The organism is Pelosinus propionicus DSM 13327 (assembly GCF_900114615.1).
Classification (GTDB): domain Bacteria; phylum Bacillota; class Negativicutes; order DSM-13327; family DSM-13327; genus Pelosinus; species Pelosinus propionicus.
Window position 1 is genome coordinate 1 of record NZ_FOTS01000073.1, and the last position, 19,741, is coordinate 19,741.

The 19,741-nt window shown below is 36.1% G+C and carries 20 protein-coding genes and 1 pseudogene; 7 read left to right on the top strand and 14 right to left on the bottom strand.

The genetic code is table 11. The features are described from left to right. Together BMZ99_RS23820 and BMZ99_RS23825 are read right to left on the bottom strand one after the other, a co-directional pair. Positions 1-233, bottom strand: a pseudogene (locus tag BMZ99_RS23820) (IS5/IS1182 family transposase); the annotation flags it as partial. Between the two features lie 113 nt (positions 234-346). Next, positions 347-1,648, bottom strand: coding sequence for an APC family permease (locus tag BMZ99_RS23825; protein WP_090943909.1), 1,302 nt, complete (start codon positions 1,646-1,648; stop codon positions 347-349). Positions 1,649-1,778: 130 nt separating this feature from the next. Between BMZ99_RS23825 and BMZ99_RS23830 the strand changes: the two genes are divergently transcribed. Then, a complete protein-coding gene (locus tag BMZ99_RS23830; protein ID WP_090943912.1) occupies positions 1,779-3,155 on the top strand; it encodes a [Fe-Fe] hydrogenase large subunit C-terminal domain-containing protein in 1,377 nt (458 codons plus the stop codon). 283 nt (positions 3,156-3,438) lie between these two features. Beyond that, complete coding sequence (locus tag BMZ99_RS23835; protein ID WP_090943915.1) at positions 3,439-4,794, top strand: pyruvate carboxylase subunit B; 1,356 nt, start codon at positions 3,439-3,441, stop codon at positions 4,792-4,794. 56 nt (positions 4,795-4,850) lie between these two features. On the opposite strand, the gene BMZ99_RS23840 is transcribed toward BMZ99_RS23835, so the two are convergent. The 7 genes from BMZ99_RS23840 to BMZ99_RS23870 all read right to left on the bottom strand — a co-directional run bounded on the left by BMZ99_RS23840 (position 4,851) and on the right by BMZ99_RS23870 (position 11,959). Then, positions 4,851-6,512, bottom strand: a complete 1,662-nt coding sequence (locus BMZ99_RS23840; RefSeq protein WP_090943918.1) for a nucleoside kinase — start codon at positions 6,510-6,512, stop codon at positions 4,851-4,853. A gap of 239 nt (positions 6,513-6,751) precedes the next feature. Then, positions 6,752-7,741, bottom strand: a complete 990-nt coding sequence (locus tag BMZ99_RS23845) for an inorganic phosphate transporter (RefSeq protein ID WP_090943921.1) — start codon at positions 7,739-7,741, stop codon at positions 6,752-6,754. After that, on the bottom strand, positions 7,734-8,360 hold the full coding sequence (locus BMZ99_RS23850; RefSeq protein ID WP_090943926.1) for a DUF47 domain-containing protein: 627 nt from the start codon (positions 8,358-8,360) through the stop codon (positions 7,734-7,736). Before BMZ99_RS23850 ends, BMZ99_RS23845 begins: the two co-directional genes overlap by 8 nt. A 247-nt stretch (positions 8,361-8,607) precedes the next feature. Next, positions 8,608-8,790 carry a hypothetical protein gene (locus BMZ99_RS23855; RefSeq protein WP_090943929.1) on the bottom strand — a complete coding sequence of 61 codons (183 nt, stop codon included), beginning with the start codon at positions 8,788-8,790 and terminating at the stop codon, positions 8,608-8,610. 78 nt (positions 8,791-8,868) lie between these two features. Further along, entirely contained in the window at positions 8,869-10,116 is a 1,248-nt protein-coding gene (locus BMZ99_RS23860; RefSeq protein ID WP_090943932.1) for an aminotransferase class I/II-fold pyridoxal phosphate-dependent enzyme, read from the bottom strand. Positions 10,117-10,314: 198 nt separating this feature from the next. Further along, complete coding sequence (gene asnS, locus BMZ99_RS23865) at positions 10,315-11,607, bottom strand: asparagine--tRNA ligase (RefSeq protein WP_090943936.1); 1,293 nt, start codon at positions 11,605-11,607, stop codon at positions 10,315-10,317. A gap of 148 nt (positions 11,608-11,755) precedes the next feature. Continuing rightward, entirely contained in the window at positions 11,756-11,959 is a 204-nt protein-coding gene (locus BMZ99_RS23870) for an alpha/beta-type small acid-soluble spore protein (protein ID WP_007935564.1), read from the bottom strand. A 230-nt stretch (positions 11,960-12,189) separates the two neighbouring features. Between BMZ99_RS23870 and BMZ99_RS23875 the strand changes: the two genes are divergently transcribed. Both BMZ99_RS23875 and BMZ99_RS23880 read left to right on the top strand, forming a co-directional pair. Continuing rightward, positions 12,190-12,858 (top strand): DUF3794 domain-containing protein, encoded by a 669-nt coding sequence (locus BMZ99_RS23875; RefSeq protein WP_090943939.1) that lies wholly within the window; start codon positions 12,190-12,192, stop codon positions 12,856-12,858. Positions 12,859-13,058: 200 nt separating this feature from the next. Beyond that, the gene (locus BMZ99_RS23880) at positions 13,059-13,706 is read left to right on the top strand and encodes an SPOCS domain-containing protein (RefSeq protein WP_090943942.1); all 648 of its coding nucleotides are present in this window, start codon (positions 13,059-13,061) and stop codon (positions 13,704-13,706) included. A gap of 80 nt (positions 13,707-13,786) precedes the next feature. Here the strand turns inward: BMZ99_RS23880 and BMZ99_RS23885 are convergent, their stop codons facing one another. Both BMZ99_RS23885 and BMZ99_RS23890 read right to left on the bottom strand, forming a co-directional pair. After that, positions 13,787-14,179 (bottom strand): class II SORL domain-containing protein, encoded by a 393-nt coding sequence (locus tag BMZ99_RS23885; RefSeq protein WP_090943945.1) that lies wholly within the window; start codon positions 14,177-14,179, stop codon positions 13,787-13,789. A 106-nt stretch (positions 14,180-14,285) separates the two neighbouring features. Beyond that, positions 14,286-15,419, bottom strand: coding sequence for a hypothetical protein (locus tag BMZ99_RS23890; protein WP_090943948.1), 1,134 nt, complete (start codon positions 15,417-15,419; stop codon positions 14,286-14,288). Between the two features lie 293 nt (positions 15,420-15,712). Here BMZ99_RS23890 and uraA point away from each other — a divergent pair, with 293 nt between their 5' ends. Then, positions 15,713-16,966, top strand: a complete 1,254-nt coding sequence (gene uraA / locus BMZ99_RS23895) for a uracil permease (RefSeq protein ID WP_090943950.1) — start codon at positions 15,713-15,715, stop codon at positions 16,964-16,966. Positions 16,967-17,024: 58 nt separating this feature from the next. Here the strand turns inward: uraA and BMZ99_RS23900 are convergent, their stop codons facing one another. Together BMZ99_RS23900 and BMZ99_RS23905 are read right to left on the bottom strand one after the other, a co-directional pair. Further along, the gene (locus BMZ99_RS23900; RefSeq protein WP_090943954.1) at positions 17,025-17,519 is read right to left on the bottom strand and encodes a YajQ family cyclic di-GMP-binding protein; all 495 of its coding nucleotides are present in this window, start codon (positions 17,517-17,519) and stop codon (positions 17,025-17,027) included. A 21-nt stretch (positions 17,520-17,540) separates the two neighbouring features. After that, on the bottom strand, positions 17,541-17,783 hold the full coding sequence (locus BMZ99_RS23905) for a hypothetical protein (RefSeq protein WP_245755140.1): 243 nt from the start codon (positions 17,781-17,783) through the stop codon (positions 17,541-17,543). A 298-nt stretch (positions 17,784-18,081) separates the two neighbouring features. On the opposite strand from BMZ99_RS23905, the gene BMZ99_RS23910 reads away from it, so the two are divergent. Continuing rightward, positions 18,082-18,414: a hypothetical protein gene (locus tag BMZ99_RS23910; RefSeq protein WP_090943960.1), complete on the top strand. Its 333-nt coding sequence runs from the start codon at positions 18,082-18,084 to the stop codon at positions 18,412-18,414. Between the two features lie 85 nt (positions 18,415-18,499). Next, positions 18,500-18,703: a hypothetical protein gene (locus tag BMZ99_RS23915; protein ID WP_090943963.1), complete on the top strand. Its 204-nt coding sequence runs from the start codon at positions 18,500-18,502 to the stop codon at positions 18,701-18,703. Positions 18,704-18,940: 237 nt separating this feature from the next. Here the strand turns inward: BMZ99_RS23915 and BMZ99_RS23920 are convergent, their stop codons facing one another. Continuing rightward, positions 18,941-19,705, bottom strand: coding sequence for a transposase (locus BMZ99_RS23920; RefSeq protein ID WP_217645144.1), 765 nt, complete (start codon positions 19,703-19,705; stop codon positions 18,941-18,943). Positions 19,706-19,741 lie beyond the last annotated feature (36 nt).

A 19,741-nucleotide genomic window follows, 5' to 3' on the forward strand; every position in this document is an offset into this window, starting at 1 on the left:
GAATAGATGCCGTTCATGTACCCATAGACAAGAATTTTAAATAGACGCTTCGGTGATCTCTCGATTCTCCCCATTCGGGAGTACGTAGTGTACAGTTTGCTATAATCCAGCCTTTCTAACACTGCGCTGAGTAACCGTACCGAGTCATCTTCTGGGATCATCTCGCCGATGTCCATCGGCAAGACTAGTTGATATATATTTGTGTCTGTTATATAATTTGCTTGTATTTTCATGTTCCAACAAACTTGATTTTACACAAAAAAATGGCTCCCGGCTACTGCCGGTTGCCATTTTTGTTTTTTAGGGCTAGTGCGACAGCCCCTTTAATTTATCCTGTAGGGATTTTTTATTTAGTAAACCAATAGATCGGTAATCCTACTAACGTAATACCAATAGCCACTATTGCATCCATTGGTTTGTTCATGAACATACTCACAATAATATAGAACGCACCTAAGATAGCAATCATAGGTATAACTGGATAAGCAGGCACACTATATGACCGCTTAGTAGTTGGGTATCGTTTCCTAAGGATAAATACAGCGATAAATGCAGAAACATAAAAAGTCCACATAACAAACATGGCAATGTCAGTTAGGCTGTCTGGATCCCAAAAAATCATTAAAGCAGTTGCCAGAGTCGCTTCTAATAACATTGCATTTACTGGCGTCCCGACTGACTTTGGAACCTTTGACAAAAAAGAAGAAATTGGTAATTGCTCATTTAATGCCATCGCATAAGGAACACGTCCATTGGTAAGAATATAGCCATTGAGGGCACCAAAAATAGACACCAAAATACCTATACTGATAATCTTGCCCCCCATCTCACCAAACAATAAACCGGCTGTAGTACTTGCAGCCATTTTTCCTAATGCAGCAATTTCAGCAGCAGGCAATACATGCATAATCGCCATATTCATAGCAAGATAAGCGAGCATCACGATTCCAAGGCCAAAAACAATGGCTTTAGGTAATTGTTTTGCGGGATTCTTCATTTCTCCCGCTACGAAACTTACACCAACCCAACCATCATATGCCCATAACGTAGCTAAAATTGCTGCTCCCATCCCAAGAGGGGGAGTAACACCACTCGTCATTCCAAGAATTTGCCCATTTCCCTTCCATAAGCCAACTACAACAATAAGTGCAATAGGGATTAATTTGCCAATCGTAGCTACCGTTTGAATAAAGCCCCCATATTTTGTGCCTAAACAATTGACAGCTGTCATAAAAAATACACTGCCGACTGCAATCGGCAACTTAAATTCTTCACTAATTCCAAAAAAGGGCAATAGTAAAGAAGAAAAATATAATCCAAGCGCCCCAATTGTTGCAGGGCCATAAATTACGGTTTGCATCCAACCATATAAATATGCCCACATCTTACCATATACCTCATTTAAGTACGTGTATAAGCCTCCTGTCTTAGGTATTTGCACTCCTAATTCAGAAACTGTCAGTCCTGCAGCTAGTGTGATACTACCACCTAATATCCAAGCCATAAGTGCCATTGTAGAATCACCAGCTGCTAAAATTACACTACCGGATTTCATGAAAATCCCTGATCCAATTACCATACCAATTACCAATGCCATTGCTGGCATTAATCCTAAATTTTTCTGAAGATTGCTTTGTCCTTCTGCCACAACGATTACTCCTTCTTACTAATATTTTTCAGACTAACGATCAGAATAGCAAATTTTTTGTGCAACTGCAATAGGAATTAATACAAAAATAGCTAATAATATCTGTAACATAGCATTAGGAGGTATATATATGGATCACACTACATTAAGCCTTAAACCTCGTATTCTCTATCATGTGGCAAAAGCCGCTTGGGAAGGAACCTTATTTGACCGTCGAGAAGAAATTTGCACTATGGTATCAGAAGAATTTAAAGATAAACATACTCGCCGGCAAGTAGCAAACCAAATTCGTATTGCTATGGGTTTAGACCCTCATGATGATGAGCTAGTTCTGAATGATTATGATGAAGAAGCGCTTATGGGTATGGGTAATAACTCCATTGTTATTACTAATCCAGATGCTTGCCAAGCCTGTGCCAAAGAAGAACGAAAATGTGAAAAATCTTGTCCTTTACAAGCTATCACTCATGATGAATTTGGTAAGGTTTCTATTAATCAGGATAAATGCCTAGGTGAAGGTCACTGTATTCAAGCATGCTCTTTTGGTGCTTTAGCAGAAAAATCTCAATTTGTCCCTCTCATCAATCTTTTAAAACAACAAAGTCATCCTGTATATGCTTCCATAGCCCCTGCCTTTGTAGGACAATTTGGTTCAGAAGTTACTCCTGGTAAATTGCGTTCTGCACTTTTAAAAATGGGCTTTGCGGATGTTTTAGAAACTGCATTATATGCTGATTTGATTACTATGAAAGAAGCCTTTGAATTCGATGAGCATGTTAAAACAGATCAAGATTTTATGTTTACCAGTTGCTGTTGTCCAGTATGGATTAAATTAATTGAGAACAAATTTCCTGATCTTATGGAGCATATCTCTCCTTCTGTTTCGCCAATGATTGCATCCGCTAGAGTCCTTAAACAGTTTGAACCAGATGCAAAAGTGGTCTTTATCGGTCCATGTATCGCAAAAAAATCAGAGGCTATGTTACCTGACTTAGTAGGAGCCATTGACTACGTGCTAACTTTTCAGGAACTGGCTACTATTTTTGAAGCCACTAGCATTCATCCTGCGGATCAGGAGGATAATGAAAAAGCTGTAGCTTCATGGGGAGGACGAGTCTATGCCTACACAGGAGGTGTAAGTGCTGCAGTAGCTACAACTTTAGAGAAAATGATTCCTCATAAAGTTCAAAAACTTGTGTCCCTTAAAGTAGACGGTATTCCAGACTGCCAAAAACTATTGGAACAAATTCGCAATGGACAATTTACTGCAAATTTCATTGAAGGCATGGCCTGTAAAGGCGGTTGTGTTGGCGGGCCGGGCCGCTTGCTTCCTCCAGAAGAAGGAAGAGAGCACGTTAAAAAATATGGTGCGAATGCTCTAGCTAATACACCTGTAGAAAATCCACAAGTCTATTCAATTCTCGCTCGTTTAGGGCACGAAAGCGGTGTACCTAGCCTCTCAGGAAAAAGTCCTATGGCAGAATTATTGTCGCGTAGATTGATATAATGTGAAATTATATATTCTTCTTAATTTCCATATTATTATACATACGTTTACTGAATATTCTTTTTTGAATACAATATACTAAAAAAAATTAAAAAATTTTAAAAAAATTTTAAACTAAATGACTAGCAAAAGCATGTGAAATAATGTAGAATTATAATTGATCAATCTTGTTACATATTTAACTAAGTAGTTCTGTCGTAAATTTCCAATTCAATGTCCCTTGCAATAGCTTTATATTTGGAAAGTTACCACAATTACTACATTCAAAAAAAAGGGGGATAATATGTCTAGAAAACCTGTAAAAATCATGGAAACAGTATTACGCGATGGTCATCAATCACTTGCTGCTACTCGCATGCGCCTCACGGATATGATACCCGTTTTAGAACAGCTCGATAATATGGGCTATTTTGCACTAGAAGCTTGGGGCGGTGCTACTTTTGATAGTTGCTTACGTTTCTTAGGTGAAGATCCTTGGGAGCGTTTACGTACCCTGAAATCCCATTTGAAAAAGACTCCTATTTCTATGTTGCTAAGAGGTCAAAATATTCTTGGTTATAATCATTATGCTGATGATGTTGTAACTGCTTTCGTTAAGAAAATGGTTGAAAACGGTATTGGTGTAATTCGTGTATTTGATGCACTTAATGATGTGCGTAATCTTGAAGTAGCTATGAAAGCTGCTAAAGAATCTGGTGCTCATGTACAAGGTGTATGTGTATATACTATTAGCCCTTATCATACTGTAGAAAGCTACATTAAATTAGCACACCAATTGGTAGAACGTGGTGCAGACTCTATCTGCATTAAAGATATGTCTGGTCTGCTCAGACCTTATATTGCTCATGACCTAGTAAAAGCGTTAAAAGAAGATCCTAAGGTAGGTGTACCTATTCAACTTCACACTCACTATACAAGCGGCATGGGTTCAATGACTTATTTAAAGGCCATTGAAGCTGGCGTAGATGTTATTGACTGTGCATTATCACCATTTGCTCTTGGAACTTCTCAACCTTGTACTGAAACTATGATTGCTGCTTTAGAAGGCACTGAGTATGATACTGGTCTAAATCGTCACGCACTTAAAGAATCAGTTCTTCATTTTGCAAATGTTAAGAAAAGCTTGGCAGCTGACTTCAACCTCAAAACTAGCTTTGATGTTGATACAAATGTTCTTGACTTCCAAATTCCTGGCGGTATGCTTTCTAACTTGTTCAACCAACTTAAAGAACAAGGCATTGAAGATAAGTATCAAGATCTTTTGGAAGAAATGCCTCGTGTTCGTGCAGAGCTTGGCTATCCTCCATTGGTTACACCTACCAGCCAAATTATCGGTTCCATGGCTACCTTCAACGTAATGCTCGGCGAGCGCTATAAGATGGTACCACGTGAAATCAAAGACTTGGCTCGTGGTAAATATGGTAAAACTCCTATGCCGGTTGATGAGTCTGTTCGTGAAAAAATTATTGGCAGCGAGCCTATTATTGACTACCGTCCTGCCGATGATATTGCACCACAAATGGATCTTCTTACTAAGCAGCTTGCTGAAAAGGGTTATCCAAATGCATCAATTGAAGATGTTTTATCCTATGCATTATTCCCTGAAGTCGCTTTAAAATTCTTTGAAAAGAATCGTTAAGAAATAACATAAAAGATCCCCCTAACTTAAAAGTTAGGGGGATCTTTTATGTATTTTTATTCATGGAAGCACGATTCTCCAATAAACTCTCGCAAAATCGAATTCATAGGAATTCCACAATCATCAATGCTTTGAAAATACGTAAGGAATTTTAACAATCTTGTAGCTTCGGAATATGCGACTTGATCTGCTGTAATTTCTTTCAATAATGGTTCTGCGTATTTCTTTAGAACCCCTAGTTCATAAATTAATGCTGAATTAAACATAATATCTGCATCTTCTTGGAAAGGAAAAATATTTCGCTCCTCACCTCTTCTAACAGAGTGCCACATATTTAAAGTCGTTAAGGCATCATGAGATCGAAATTGATTATCTCTAACAATTCTTCTAATGAGGCGTCCATCAGTGGTGGGAATACGATTATGATTATCAATAGATAATTGTGTTAATGCGCTAATATAGATTTTTATTTTATGCTCTCTCGCAACAGCCGAAGTGAGCCTTTCGTTGAGCCCGTGAATCCCTTCAATAATGAGAGGCTGATCCTTCGTAATTTGAACGATATTTCCCAGGTACTCTCGCTGACCATTTATAAAATTAAAAGAAGGTACACTGACAGCCTCACCATCTAATATTCTGCACAAGTGCTCGTTAAAAAGCTCTAAATCAATGGCTTCTATCGCTTCAAAATCATAGGCTCCCTTTTCATCCTTAGGGGTTCTATCACGATCAACAAAGTAATTATCTAGGGATAGTGCTACAGGTCGCATAGCATTTACCCTAAGCTGAACAATTAGGCGTTGGGCAAAGGTCGTTTTCCCTGATGAAGACGGACCTGCTATTAAGATTAATCTCACTTCTTTATGCTCAGCTACAAAATCAGCGATATGTGCTATTTTTTTTTCGTGCAGTGCTTCTGCAACTCTCATGATATCTTTAATTTTTCCATTTTCCGCATATTCATTTAATGTAGCAACATAACCACATTCTAAGATAGATCCCCAGCGCTCCGCCTCTAGGAATATTTCTGATAGCTTTTTTTGAGGCACAAAGACGGGCAATTGATCAGGCGATTCTTTCTCAGGAAAACGTAAGATAAAACCAGCCGCATGCTTCCTTAATTCGAAAATTTTCAAATACCTTGTACTAGGTGTCATAGTGCCATAAAAATAATCGTATGTATTACCACAATAGTAAACCCGAACATTTTTACGATTCAATTGCTGCAAATGCTTAACTTTTTCAGATTGACCTGTGGCTTCAAATAAGGCTACTGCTTCCGCAATAGGGATACTCTTCATAGTGATGGGCCTATCCTCATTAATAATCTCTCGCATGCGGCTTGTTATTGATTCAAGATGATTCATCGTAACCGCTTCACCAATATGCAGTTCACAATATAAGCCCTTGCTTAAAGAATGTTCAACGGTTACTTCCCCTAGTGGAAATAACTCAGACACAGCTGTAATCATTACAAAAGTCAAGCTACGCTGATAAACTTTAATACCCGAATCCGTATGTAAGTCTAAAAATTCAACACTGCAATCAGAGTCTAATTTATACTGCAAATCTCTAATTTCATTGTTAACTCTGGCGGCTACGATTGGAGTAGCATATTGCTCCTGTACAACCTGACTGAGTTCTAACAAAGCTATTCCTGAATCATACAGGCCAATTTCACCATTTGCAAAAGAAAGGGTAATTTGCTTTTTTTTCATCAATCTGCCTCCCATTTACACATTATTATGTAGACAAACTTAACTCACTTTAACGTAAAAATCGACTATTAGATCATTCTTACATATAATTATATTTTATCACAACTCTTCTTAATCCATAAAGAATTGATAATTTTATTTATTCTATGACTAACTATTTCTGCCACCTAAGATAAAGAAGGCAAATAAGTGTTGAATACTTATTTGCCAGCAATTAATATATGTATTTATTATACCAATTAAAAAAAGAATGACATTAGTTTATAAGCAAAGGCGCTTACCAAAGCTGTGCAAGGAATTGTTAAGACCCACGCCATAAGCATTTGCTGCGCTACACCCCAATGAACTGCACTAATGCGTTTTGAAGTTCCTACTCCCATGATAGATCCTGAAACCACATGGGTTGTACTTACCGGCAAGTGTAATAATGTTGCGCCAAAAATAATCAATGAAGAATTCAAGTCTGAGGCAAAACCGCTAATCGGCTCCAATTTAAAAATCTTACTACCCATAGTACGAATAATTCTCCAACCGCCTGCTGCCGTACCTAACCCCATAGCTGTAGCGGCTGATAACTTAACCCAAATTGGAACATCTAAGCTGGTTAAATAGCCTGTACTTACTAAGGTCAAAGTAATAATCCCCATAGCTTTTTGTGCATCATTCGATCCATGAGAAAAAGCCATCATGGCGGCTGTCAAAATTTGTGCCTTTTTAAATTTAGGATTAATGCGTGATGGAGCTTTTCTGCCAAATATCCACAATAATACTGTCATAACGACAAATCCTGTAACCATAGCAATGACTGGAGAACATATTAAGGCAGCAACAATTTTTAGAATCCCCTCTATTTTAAGTGCATCATAACCTGTAGAAACTAAAACAGCGCCAACGACTCCGCCTACTAAAGCATGAGAGGAACTACTAGGAATCCCTTTCCACCAAGTTAGCAAATTCCAGAAAATTGCACCGATGATCGCCGCAATAATAATATGCTGATTCACCATCTGTGCTGATTTTACTAAATCGCCACCAATCGTTTTAGCAACTCCAGTACTATACATAGCACCAAGAAAGTTAAGCGCAGCCGCCATCCAAACTGCAACCCTTGGTGTTAATGCTCGTGTAGACACCGATGTGGCTATCGCATTAGCAGTATCATGAAATCCATTAATATAATCAAAGGCTAATGCTAATAAAACAACAAAAATGATCAATGTATCAGGCATATTTCATAACCACGCCCCGCAATAAGTCTGCAATATCTTCACAGTGGTCAAGGGCGTCCTCCATATGTTCCAATATTTCTTTCCATTTTATAACTTCGATTGGATCGGAACAGGTTTCAAATAAAAGAGCTACTTCTCTTCGATAAAGATTATCACCTTGAGTTTCTAAGTCAGCAATCTTATGAGTGTGACTAAGGATTTTTTCTTGATTGCCTTTAATGTTTTTAAACAAAGTAAATACCGCTACCATTTCCTCCGTACAGTCCACTAGCACATTGACTAATTGAACAGCTCCTGGTGCAGGTTTTCCAGCTTTATAAAGCACCATACGCTGCATTGTACCTTGTAGAAAATCGACAACATCATCCAACATCGTTGCCAAAGAATAAATATCCTCGCGATCAAGAGGTGTAATGAACGTCTGATTTAACTTATCAATGATTGCATCATTAATATCATCAGCTTTGTGCTCAATATCAGAAATTTGCGCCATCTTCTGCTCAAGCTGTGTATACTCATTCATTACACTTTGCAGTACATAAGCCCCTTCCCGCAACACCATACTACTTTCCACAAATAACTTAAAAAATTCATCCTCTTTTGGTTTTAACCCAAACATCTTTTGAACCCCCATTTTTCAAAATTAGAAAAATTTAGTATACAAAATAACCCCAATAAAAATAGCCCAAAAATACTATATCATCAATATGGGAATAAAACAATGACCTACGTTATAGTAAACTTTAAGTTTGATTTTTAAAAATAATGCAAATTTTGCAATATTTCTTTTTTTAGCATTTAAAAATAAAGTTAAATACACAGGTAAAGAGGGTGAACTACGAATGTGTTCACCCATCTTGCAGGATTTACCTATCCATCAGTCTACGCAATAAACGATAAGCTACCATAGGAACAGGAGCACGTTGAATTGCAAATCTCATACCTAAAATAAAAATAAACATTGGACCAATCACATGTATTATCCAAAACAAAGCTCGAGGAAATTCTAAGACTGTATCATCAATACAATTTTTATGCCGTCGCCCCAAATTCATCTCCTCCTTTATTGTAGTATTTCCTTCTATACTACAATCTACAAATGGATAATAGTGTAATTGGTGCTTTTACTAAACCGATACCGTTTGAATCGCTTTTGCAAATTTACTAGCCATCCCAGTCATCTTCTCTAAAGTCACCGCACATACTGCGATGCGAATTCCTCTCGCTAGTGGTACGGCGAAAATATGTTCATCATGCAGTTTTTTACATACCGCCTCAGGATTTTCAACAGGAACAGTAATAAAGAAACCCGCAATATAAGGGAGAATGTGTAAATTAACTTCTTGCGCTTCACGCATAAAAATATCAGCCCGTTTACGAATTAGAGCATAATATTCGCCACGCTCTTGTTCTGCCTGAGCAAGTAAGTTTTTATCTTGATATATATCAGACAAAGTCTTCATTGCACTATAGTTAATATTTGACCATGTTGCTCTACTTGAAAATTGATTGATACTTTGAAACTCTGTAATGACTTCTTTATTAGAAGAAATGCCGATCATGACACCTGTCCGTTGGCCATACATCGTAAAACCTTTTGACATACTACAAGCTAGAATAGGCAATATATTTGCAGGTAAATTACCAAATTTCTTCAAAAAAGAACGACAAGCATTCTTTTCGCCTGCATAATCAATATAAGCAATATCAATTAAAGGAATGATATTTTTTGTAGTATCTTTAACACAGTCTTTAAAAAGATCTAACACTTGATCCCAATCACTGTCACTTAAACTAAATCCAGTTGGATTATGCGCAGGTGTATTAATAATAATGACCAAGTTATTTTGCTTTGCAATTAACTCTCTTACCTTAACACTAAATGCCTCAATATTAAAATTTTGCTGATCATCAAATAAAGTATAAGTATCTAATCTGCGCATGGCATCTTGACACAATATTTTATAAGGTCCCCAATACCAATCAGAGGTTAAAATTGTGTCGCCGATTTCTGAATAATTCCAAATCGTATGATGAATAGCCCCAGTTCCCCCAGCGGTAGCTACGGCATCAATATAAGCCTCTGGTTTATGATCGGCAAAAGTTAACTCGATCATGGCTGCAAGATAATTTGGCAAGCCAGCAATCGGAGCATAGGGTATTATATGATTAATGGAAAGATCTTTAAAAACTTTCTCAACTGTTGGTATGCAGGCCAACCTTTCTTCCTCATCCATAAATGCACCAATGGTTGCATTGACAACCTTATCTCTGCCATGCTGAATAGCTGCTTTATTAGCAGCAGCATTGGCTCCAAAAATTTTGTCTGTAGCACACTTTCCTTTTGCATGAGCTGCAGCAACGCTATAAGACATTATTGTTCCCCCCTTGAGATTGTTTTATTAGCCAAGTTGTATATAACAACTTGGCTAATAAATGAATTACATTCTTTTTATGCCTAATAAGTTTACTTTTCCGTAGTAGCTAAAAGTTCCTGCTTAAAAAATTATGTATACAAAGTTCTTTATATTTTTTCTTATTTAGAACTTCCTATATCATAACGAATCTCCTGCTCATGGATACATTTTATGCAGCATACGAGGAAATGGAATGGTTTCACGAATATGCTCTAGACCACATAACCAAGCAACAGTACGCTCAAGACCTAAACCAAACCCAGAATGTGGAACAGATCCATATTTTCGTAAGTCCAAGTACCACTCAAAAGCTTCTACTGGTAAATGATGCTCTTCAATTCGTTGCTTTAGGAGTTCAAGATCATCAATCCGCTGTCCACCACCAATAATTTCGCCATATCCTTCAGGAGCCAGAAGATCTGCTCCTAAAACCACGCTGGAATCTTCAGGATCAGGTTTCATATAAAATGCCTTAATTGAGGTTGGATAACGATGTACAAAAACAGGAGAACCAAAGTGATTTGAGATAATCGTTTCATGAGGTGCGCCAAAGTCTTCTCCCCAAGTAAAATCCTCTCCTGCTTCTCTCAGTATTTCCACAGCCTCAGTATATGATATGCGTGGAAATGGTAATTGTATATTTTTTAATTTTTCTACATCTCGATCCAAAATGGCCAGTTCTCTCGTACATCGTTCTAAAACACGTGAAATTACATAGTAGACCATTTCTTCCTGTAGTTTTATATTGTCATCCATATCAAAATAAGCCATTTCAGCTTCTACCATCCAAAACTCCATCAAATGGCGGCGAGTTTTTGATTTTTCTGCACGAAAGGTAGGTCCAAAGCAATAGATTCTTCCTAATGCCATCGCATTTGCTTCACTATATAATTGACCACTTTGTGATAAATACGCCTTTTCGCCATGATAATCTAGACCAAATAAGGTAGACGTTCCTTCACATGCTGATGGCGTAATAATCGGAGCATCGGCCAAAACAAAATCACGCTGGTAAAAAAAATCTCTAAATGCATGCTCAATTTCGGAGCGAACTCGAAGAATTGCCATTTGTCTAGGAGTACGAATCCATAAATGACGCCGCTCTAATAAAAAATCCACCCCATGTTCTTTATGAGTAATCGGATATTCTTCTGCAATACTGACCACCTCAAAACCTGTAACTTGCATTTCATAGCCACCTGCTGCCCGAGGCTCTTCCTTTACAAGTCCTGTTACTTTTATAGAGGTTTCCTGTGTTAGTGTTTTTGTTCTATCAAAAAGTTCTTCTCCTATATCCTGTTTTACAATTACACATTGCAAAAGACCGCTACCATCCCGTAAAATCAAGAATTTCACTTTTCCTGAACCACGTTGATTATATAACCATCCTTGAATTGTAACTTTTTCATTTAAATGTTTTCCCAGATTTTTTATCAATACGGTACTCAATATCCCCACTCCTTGTATTCAATTCGTTGTTTAGGTATCATAATAACATTTACATTTAATCCTAAAAAATCCTTCTATCTATGCAGTAAAAATATGAAAAGATAAGCAGGTAAAAACCTGCTTATCTTTTCAGCCATATAACTGGCTCTTATTTACCACTAAATTGCTGTTCTTGGGCCTGAATCATCTTGCGGACCATTTGACCACCTACGCGGCCATTATCAGCAGAAGATAATGCACCTTTATAAGTGTTCTTATAGTCCTTTAAACCAATCTCAGCTGCTGTTTCTTCCTTTAACTGATCAAGAGCCTTTTGTGCGGCAGGGTTCACAGGTTTTTTACTCCTAGACATTACGCAACACCCTCCAATACATTTATTTGTAGTGCCTGTTTATATATTGCCTATAATGAATCAAATACATACATTGAAATTTTTGGCTGAAATTCAAACTTTATCATATATCAACAAAACTTATATTAAATGCAACTTTTCATTTTAATGAAGAACATCCCTTAGTAAAGCAACATAAAATAATACTAAAAATACTCTATATTTACATTTTTAGTAAAGGAGGAGTTCACATGAATCCGGGCAATATTGAAATTTTAGGTATAACCCCTCAATCTGAATTCCCAATTTGTCCTCCACATTACCCTTGTTCTCAAATTTGTCAAATAGATAAACTCTTTTTAGCTTGCCAACATGATATTCAAAAAATACTCAAAGTAATTGTAACGGTTACGATTTCTTCATTTAAAATTATCAATACTCCGATTGGCAAAAAAGTAATAGTTCATGGTTTTAAGCATATAAAAGTGATCTCTGTTGTTGATAAATTTTGTACACACTCTGCTTGTTTCGATATACCTTTTTGTCTTTTTATCAAGTTAAAGGATTTCGATGCTACAATCACCAGAATATGTACCATAGTAGAAGATGTTTCTGTACAATGTTTGAAGAATCAATTTTTATTAGTATCAAGTGTTATTTTTGCATGTCCTGTCTTTAAATCAGATATATCTAACTGCCAGCACGAATACAATAAACCTTGCAATTGCCATAAACCATCTCAAGATTGTTCAAACATTCCTATTTATTCTAAGCAATGTGGATGCAATCAGATCGATGCCAACTATGCTAATCAAAAGCCTACTCTTTATGAAAAACAAAACCATCATCCATCTTGTCCTTTATCCCAAAACCATCCTACTGAAGCTTATCATACCTATCAAAACTACCACGATGATTAAGAATGATTTAAGACTATGATTCTTTTAAATTTATAAACTAAAAAAGGGGTTGGAAACTACCTCTTTTTTTTGTAACCAAATGGCACCTACTTTGATATGATATTATAAATCATTTAGGTCGATTTAAGCATCTGAAGAGTCGTCAAAATCGACATAAACAATTAATACATACAAATCTACAATCAAGGAGGAATCTACATATGACATGCAAAAAAAGTACACAAATTGCAGTAAATGGCGCATTATCTCTTCCAAACCATGCGCCAGATATTGACTTTTTACTTCGCGTTACTTCTACTCCGATAATAAAAAAGACCATCATCTTAGATAAACAAATCAGTTTTTCTGGACATGTAAATATTTATATAGAATTTGTATCATCTAATTTTAACTCCACACAAACAGTTCATTTTATCTCGTTTGAAACTCCATTTATTGCTCTTATTAATCACTGCTGTGCAAAAACTGGTATGGATTGCCAATTAAAGGCCTTCATTAAACATCAAGATTTTCAGCTTATTAATAACAGATGCATTAATAAATTAATCGTTCTAAAGATTCGTGTAATTAAATTGAGTAAATCCTGTATTAATTTGAATTCCCACTGTTCGGAACCAAGTCAGGCTTTATTATGTACCCCAGAAAAATTTAATTTCTGCCGTACTGCCGATTATCATACAACACATCCCTTAGTACCTACCGATGACTTACATGAAATGTCTCCCTTCAGTAATTTTCATACCCCATCATCCCAGCAATTAGATCCCTCTAATCCTACCAATAATTCTAATGAACACGATAGCCAATCCTCTTACCAAACCTGTGAATACCATGTTGATCCCGAATAAACGTTTAGAAGCATCTAAATAAATATGTATATTTTCATAAAAAAAACTGTTCCAGCTAACTGGAACAGTAATTTCTTGTATTATTCTACAGTGATGGTTTGAGAACTTTCCCACAAACCATGAATATTACAGTATGAAGTTGCTAGCAATGTACCTGAACCATTAAGCTTCATAACGGCTTTCATTATAGGCTCAGCATATACTGGTCCTTTATTTGCCCCATCAGTAGACTCACCATGCACATTAAATTCAGAAGCTGCAACTTCAAAGACAAATTTACTATTATCAGGTTTAAAATATAACTTAATCCAACGTATATGATGTTCAGTTGTATTCGGATGAGCAATTTCTTTCCCCACTGAAAGCTCTACAGTAAAATTTTCACCTGTTTTCACTTTCTCTGGAGCCTCAATAACTGGAGCGTGTTTTTCAGTTTTCCAATCTGCACTTTGAATTACATCAGAAATTTTCATAAATTAAAAACCCTCCTTTTATTTTTAGTATGTCTTACTACTATTACATATATTTGCTAAGAAATCAAAAATCCCTTTTATTTTATATTTTTTTACGATAATTTGTTCATGAGACATTCTTAAAACAATCCACATGAACATTACGCACTAATTTTATTTCCACATTATCCCACTCTACCGGATCATCAAACTCAAAGGGAACTAAAGAAAGAGAAGTATCACAATCAAAGGTCGCCTTAAGAATCTGCAGGGCAGCTAAGCCATTAGCTGCATTACAAGCAGCTTCTAGAATCGAACGATCCAATTTACCAGTAAACAAACATTCTGTATTTCTACCTTCTTTTGACATACCATAAATATATCCCATACCAAAAGATGGCACGTGCGTATAGATAAGAGACATCACTCTCATGGAAATAGCTGCACATAATTCAAAGTACTGTTTATTAATTGTACGCATTTCCTTTTCCTGAAAACTAGGTCTCCCAGATGATTGTAAAGAGCAAATTTGAGTAGGAATAATGGATTTTGGAGGAAACCAGATCTTCACCGAAGGAATATTCATATACACAGCAATATCTACACTTACATGAAATGGAAAGGGAGCTGCTGCTAATACCTGATCAATTTTTGCAAAAATAGCAGCAATATCTCCTGCTAATAAACGTTCAATCGCTTTAATACGTTCATCTTCCTCATGCTCATGCTTCTCTTTCTCTTCTTTAATTAATCGTTCTTCATTTTCAATCCAGTCATCAATTTCTTTTTGTTTTTCTATTACAATACGCTCAATCTCCTGATGACGCCTTTGAAGCAGCATAACTAATAATACTAGCAGCGTAACTACACCTATTCCTGACATCCATAATGCAATCACATTACTACTGGCTAACAAGACAATTAAAAAAATTAATAATAAACCTGTATGCATGATGATAGGCATAACATATTTACGTTCTTCTTCAACTCTCACTTTCTCTACTACACCGGAGCAATCAGGCACCGTACGTTCTACCCATGGATTTCTAACTTTTAATGAAGCATAATCAACTTCTTCATAATCTAATTTACTAATTCCACTTAACGCATTTTCTACTGATTGAGAATGCTCGTATTCTTGGCGCCAACGCTCCATCTGATCTACATGACGAAAATATAATTCATCAACATAAACCTTACCTTTATCTTGTCTTGCACCAGTCTGTGTTCGCACACCCTGATCATCTTTTTTTCTAGCCATTCTATTTACACCTCTCAGATAAATCCCATACTGCATTCACTTTAATAGATATTTTTTCCTATTCTCTATTGTAAACCAAAGTTCTATATCTGCCCAGTTATTTTTATAAAATAATAGACAAACAGTATATTTTATGGTACATTTTAATAAAATAACCTTTAAGTTAGTCCAGAGAGGCTAATAAGGTACACAATGATATGGCTTTGATTAGGCCTGTCCTGTATTGACCTTAAGACTCTTACTCTGGTAAGAGTCTTTTTATTGTGTGCTAAGGTACTATTAAGGAGGATTATATGAATACACGTATCATTCAAGTTGAAGAAAAATTACCCCTGCTCCAATTATTTCCATTAAGCCTGCAACATTTATTTGCAATGTTTGGTGCTACCGTACTAGTTCCTATTTTATTTAAAGTAAATCCTGCGACTATTCTTCTGTTTAATGGTATTGGTACGCTTTTATATCTTTTTATCTGCAAAGGTAGAATACCTGCCTACTTAGGTTCTAGTTTTGCTTTTATTTCGCCCGTCTTTATTGTCCTGCCCCAATATGGCTATAACGCTGCTCTCGGTGGTTTTATTGCTGCCGGCGTCGTATTTTCTCTTGTATCATTTCTTATTGGTATTATTGGCACGAAATGGATTGACACAGTCTTCCCACCCGCTGCTATGGGCGCGATTGTTGCTGTAATTGGGCTAGAGTTGGCACCTGTTGCCGCTGATATGGCAGGCCTTACAGCAAAAACGCTAGATCCTCATGTCATTACAGTCTCACTGTTTACATTAGCGATTACAATCATAGGTTCCATTATGTTTCGCGGTTTCTTAGCTATTATTCCAATTCTGATTGGTGTGCTTGCTGGCTATATAGTAGCCTTCTTCCTCGGATTAGTTGATTTAAACATTATAGCTGACGCTCCTTGGTTTGCTGCTCCCACAATCTACTCTCCAGAATTCAACTTTAATGCAATTGCGATTATTTTACCTGCAGCATTAGTTGTAATCGCTGAGCATATTGGGCATCTCGTAGTCACTGGAAATATTGTAGGTCGCGATTTAACACAGAATCCAGGATTGCATCGTTCACTATTCGGCAATGGTTTATCCACTATCGTTTCTGGATTCTTTGGCTCCACTCCTAATACCACCTATGGTGAAAATATCGGTGTAATGGCAATTACTAAAGTGTATAGCGTACAAGTCATTGGTGGTGCTGCCGTCCTCGCGATTATTCTTTCTTTCATTGGCAAACTTGCTGCTGCTATTCAAAGTATTCCAGTACCTGTAATGGGCGGAGTTTCCCTATTATTGTTCGGTGTCATTGCAGCTTCCGGAATACGTATACTTGTCGAATCAAAAGTAGATTATAGTCGTTCCCGCAATCTAATTCTAACTTCTGTGGTATTAATTCTTGGTATTAGTGGAGCCAGTATTACAATTGGCACTGTAACTATGAAAGGTATGGCCTTAGCCACTATTGTCTCTATCTTTCTTAGCTTAAGCTTTAAAGCACTAGATCTTTTAGGATTAACAAATGATAAAATCTAAAACTCTCTTTGAAAATAATTCGCTTAAAAAAAATCTTCCGCAAAAGCGGAAGGTTTTTTTATGAGCGAAAATTAACAAACTGAAGAGCAATTTTAAAATCACCTTGTTTTAAATGGGCTATTGCATTTTGCAAATCATCTTTATTTTTGCCTGATACGCGAACTTGATCATCCATCAGCTGCGCTTGTACTTTTATTTTACTATTTTTAAGGGAAGAAATCACATCTTTTGCATTTTCTTTATCAATACCCTTTTTAATCTTAATAATCTGACGAGCTGTGCCACTAAAAGCAGCTTCCACTTTTCCATAATCTAAGTTTTTTAATGAGATTCCTCGTTTAATTACTTTAGCTTGTAAAATCTCTACTACATTTTTCAGCTTGTAATCATCATCAGCAGCTACTTTGATTTCAATACCTTCTAAAGTTACAGAAGCCTTGCTACCACGAAAATCAAATCGTTGGCTGATTTCTTTAGTAGCCTGATTCACTGCATTATCAACTTCTTGCATATCAACCTCCGAAACCACATCGAAAGAACAATCTTTAGCCATAGTATGACCTCCATTTTATATTTATTTTTTAATTGCTATGTGAATCGTTTTACGCATCACAACATAAACGAAAGCCAAAACACCGCCTATCGTAAAGAAAAAAGCTGCTGGCTTAATCATAAGAAGTTCGGAGCTGCCAACCAGACTAAATAATAAAGCCGTCATGTAGGCCAAAAAAAACTCACCATATCTAGAACTGTTATTCCTCGGAGCAATAAATAACCATACAATAAAACCATACATGATAATATTACTATTCTTCATTATTTCCAAAAAAATCACCTCATTGTAAGCACTTAACACTTATAAATTCGAAACGAACGCTTTTTTTCCTGCATATTTTACAATAATATTTATTTTATGCAAAGATCATAAATTTAACTAGAGATATATCCCACAATAACCAAAATAATTCCAGCAATAAAAAAATAATTCGTATATTTTGCAAAAGTCCTATAATTTCTCGAAAAAAAAGTTTACTGGCAGTATCATTATGTCTCTGTTCTTCATATGATGTATCATATACTCCAAGAAAATATCAATAAAGGAGGCTATCAAAGTTATGGATGGCAAATATCCACATTGGTATCATGAAGAAATGGACCCATGCTGTGACTACATGGACAAAAAGATGATGCCCCAAGAATGTTGTACCTCACCTAAGCCATACTCATATCCTGATAATTCATTTAAAGATCGCCTATTATGCATGTTAGGTGATGATGTAATATTCTCAGTTGACGCGCGCCTTTGTCACCAAGATTCTTTTTGTGGCTCGCTCTGCTATGTAGGCTGCGATTTTATTATCGTAAATGTTTGTATGCGTAAAAGACCACTTTCTATGATGGTACCCATCAAAATGATCCGTTTTATCGGTCCTAAATCACATCGTTAATAAAAAAATCTAGCTAATCCTTCACCTTCCATTCACTTATCGCATACTATGTGGCAAAAGTCGCTGTTTTAAGGAGGTTACCCTGTTGAAAAGAACCCAGAGTAGAAAACCCATGTCAATGGACTTAGAGCATATGCGTATGCTTCATACAGAAGCGATTGAACAACTGGATTTAATGTACACCACATTAGAAGCAGCTGAGCAAGCCACGGATACTACTCGTGATAGTCTTGATGATATCTCCGTAAATCACTGGGATGCCTACATGGATATCATTCACATAATTTAATATTAATATAGGAAAATGAATGTTCCTTCCTAACATATAAGAGAAATAAAAGAAGCCCTACCAATTGGTATGCTCCCCTTGTAATCAATGTCATTAAGTTAAGTAATTAGGAGCAGGTTAATGTATCAAAAAATGGTGAACGCTATGATAAGTGTTCACCATTTTATGATTTAAACATACCAAAAGCAGATGACGTTATAAGCCCTCTGTACAACATGCAGATATGAAGAGTTGTTGTTAAGAAATTCTATATGCAAACCCGACAGCCCTTTTAATATTTTGATATCTTTCAAATACTCTGCCAGGACGTATTGGAGACATAAATTTTTGCACAAATTTCAAAAGATTTCTTTCTGAAATTTTGTTCTTGAAATACTGATAACAAAAATGTATCGCTTTAGCGAAATTGATTCTTTTATCTTTTGGATGCTCTACTTGATAAGATATTAAAGCTGCAAAATTGTACATAATTAACTTTGAAAAAATTTCTTGAAGTACAAAATCTTTCTTTTTACTATGAATGCTAGCTAATCCAACATCATATTTTAATTCTTTGAATGAAGTTTCGATACCCCATCGCATTTTATATAATTCTTTCAAGACTTCAGCAGGAAATTCATTCGCAGGTAAATTTGTGAATAACGTTTCATAAGTGGCATCTGAAATTTTAAATCGAACAATTCTAAATTTCAAATCATACATCTTGTTTTCTCTAGGCAGTAAGTAATCAAACGTTGTATGAGGTTGAATCCAACGATATCTATCAGGATTTTCTTTAATCAATGCTGTTGTATCTTTCGTTTTTCTCCGAGTAAGGGTGATGGTGGTTTCTTTATCGAATTCATCACTATCAGGAGTTTCATATTTAATACCGTAGGATTCTTTTGAACGTATAATATAATTCCAATTCTTTTCTTGAAAATGAGCAATATTATTAAAAGATTCGTATCCTCTATCAGCTATAACAATAACACTTCCAGTTGCTTCAGATTTTTCAATCATTTATACCAGAGCCTTATGTTCATTCATACCTTTTTT

Bases quoted from the DNA above. Each gene is read 5' to 3' on its own strand.
- BMZ99_RS23830 (WP_090943912.1), top strand. From the start codon at position 1,779: ATGGATCACACTACATTAAGCCTTAAACCTCGTATTCTCTATCATGTG.
- BMZ99_RS23835 (WP_090943915.1), top strand. From the start codon at position 3,439: ATGTCTAGAAAACCTGTAAAAATCATGGAAACAGTATTACGCGATGGT.
- BMZ99_RS23840 (WP_090943918.1), bottom strand. From the start codon at position 6,512: ATGAAAAAAAAGCAAATTACCCTTTCTTTTGCAAATGGTGAAATTGGC.
- BMZ99_RS23845 (WP_090943921.1), bottom strand. From the start codon at position 7,741: ATGCCTGATACATTGATCATTTTTGTTGTTTTATTAGCATTAGCCTTT.
- BMZ99_RS23850 (WP_090943926.1), bottom strand. From the start codon at position 8,360: ATGTTTGGGTTAAAACCAAAAGAGGATGAATTTTTTAAGTTATTTGTG.
- BMZ99_RS23860 (WP_090943932.1), bottom strand. From the start codon at position 10,116: ATGTCTTATAGCGTTGCTGCAGCTCATGCAAAAGGAAAGTGTGCTACA.
- BMZ99_RS23870 (WP_007935564.1), bottom strand. From the start codon at position 11,959: ATGTCTAGGAGTAAAAAACCTGTGAACCCTGCCGCACAAAAGGCTCTT.
- BMZ99_RS23875 (WP_090943939.1), top strand. From the start codon at position 12,190: ATGAATCCGGGCAATATTGAAATTTTAGGTATAACCCCTCAATCTGAA.
- BMZ99_RS23880 (WP_090943942.1), top strand. From the start codon at position 13,059: ATGACATGCAAAAAAAGTACACAAATTGCAGTAAATGGCGCATTATCT.
- BMZ99_RS23885 (WP_090943945.1), bottom strand. From the start codon at position 14,179: ATGAAAATTTCTGATGTAATTCAAAGTGCAGATTGGAAAACTGAAAAA.
- BMZ99_RS23890 (WP_090943948.1), bottom strand. From the start codon at position 15,419: ATGGCTAGAAAAAAAGATGATCAGGGTGTGCGAACACAGACTGGTGCA.
- uraA (WP_090943950.1), top strand. From the start codon at position 15,713: ATGAATACACGTATCATTCAAGTTGAAGAAAAATTACCCCTGCTCCAA.
- BMZ99_RS23900 (WP_090943954.1), bottom strand. From the start codon at position 17,519: ATGGCTAAAGATTGTTCTTTCGATGTGGTTTCGGAGGTTGATATGCAA.
- BMZ99_RS23905 (WP_245755140.1), bottom strand. From the start codon at position 17,783: ATGAAGAATAGTAATATTATCATGTATGGTTTTATTGTATGGTTATTT.
- BMZ99_RS23910 (WP_090943960.1), top strand. From the start codon at position 18,082: ATGGATGGCAAATATCCACATTGGTATCATGAAGAAATGGACCCATGC.
- BMZ99_RS23920 (WP_217645144.1), bottom strand. From the start codon at position 19,705: ATGATTGAAAAATCTGAAGCAACTGGAAGTGTTATTGTTATAGCTGAT.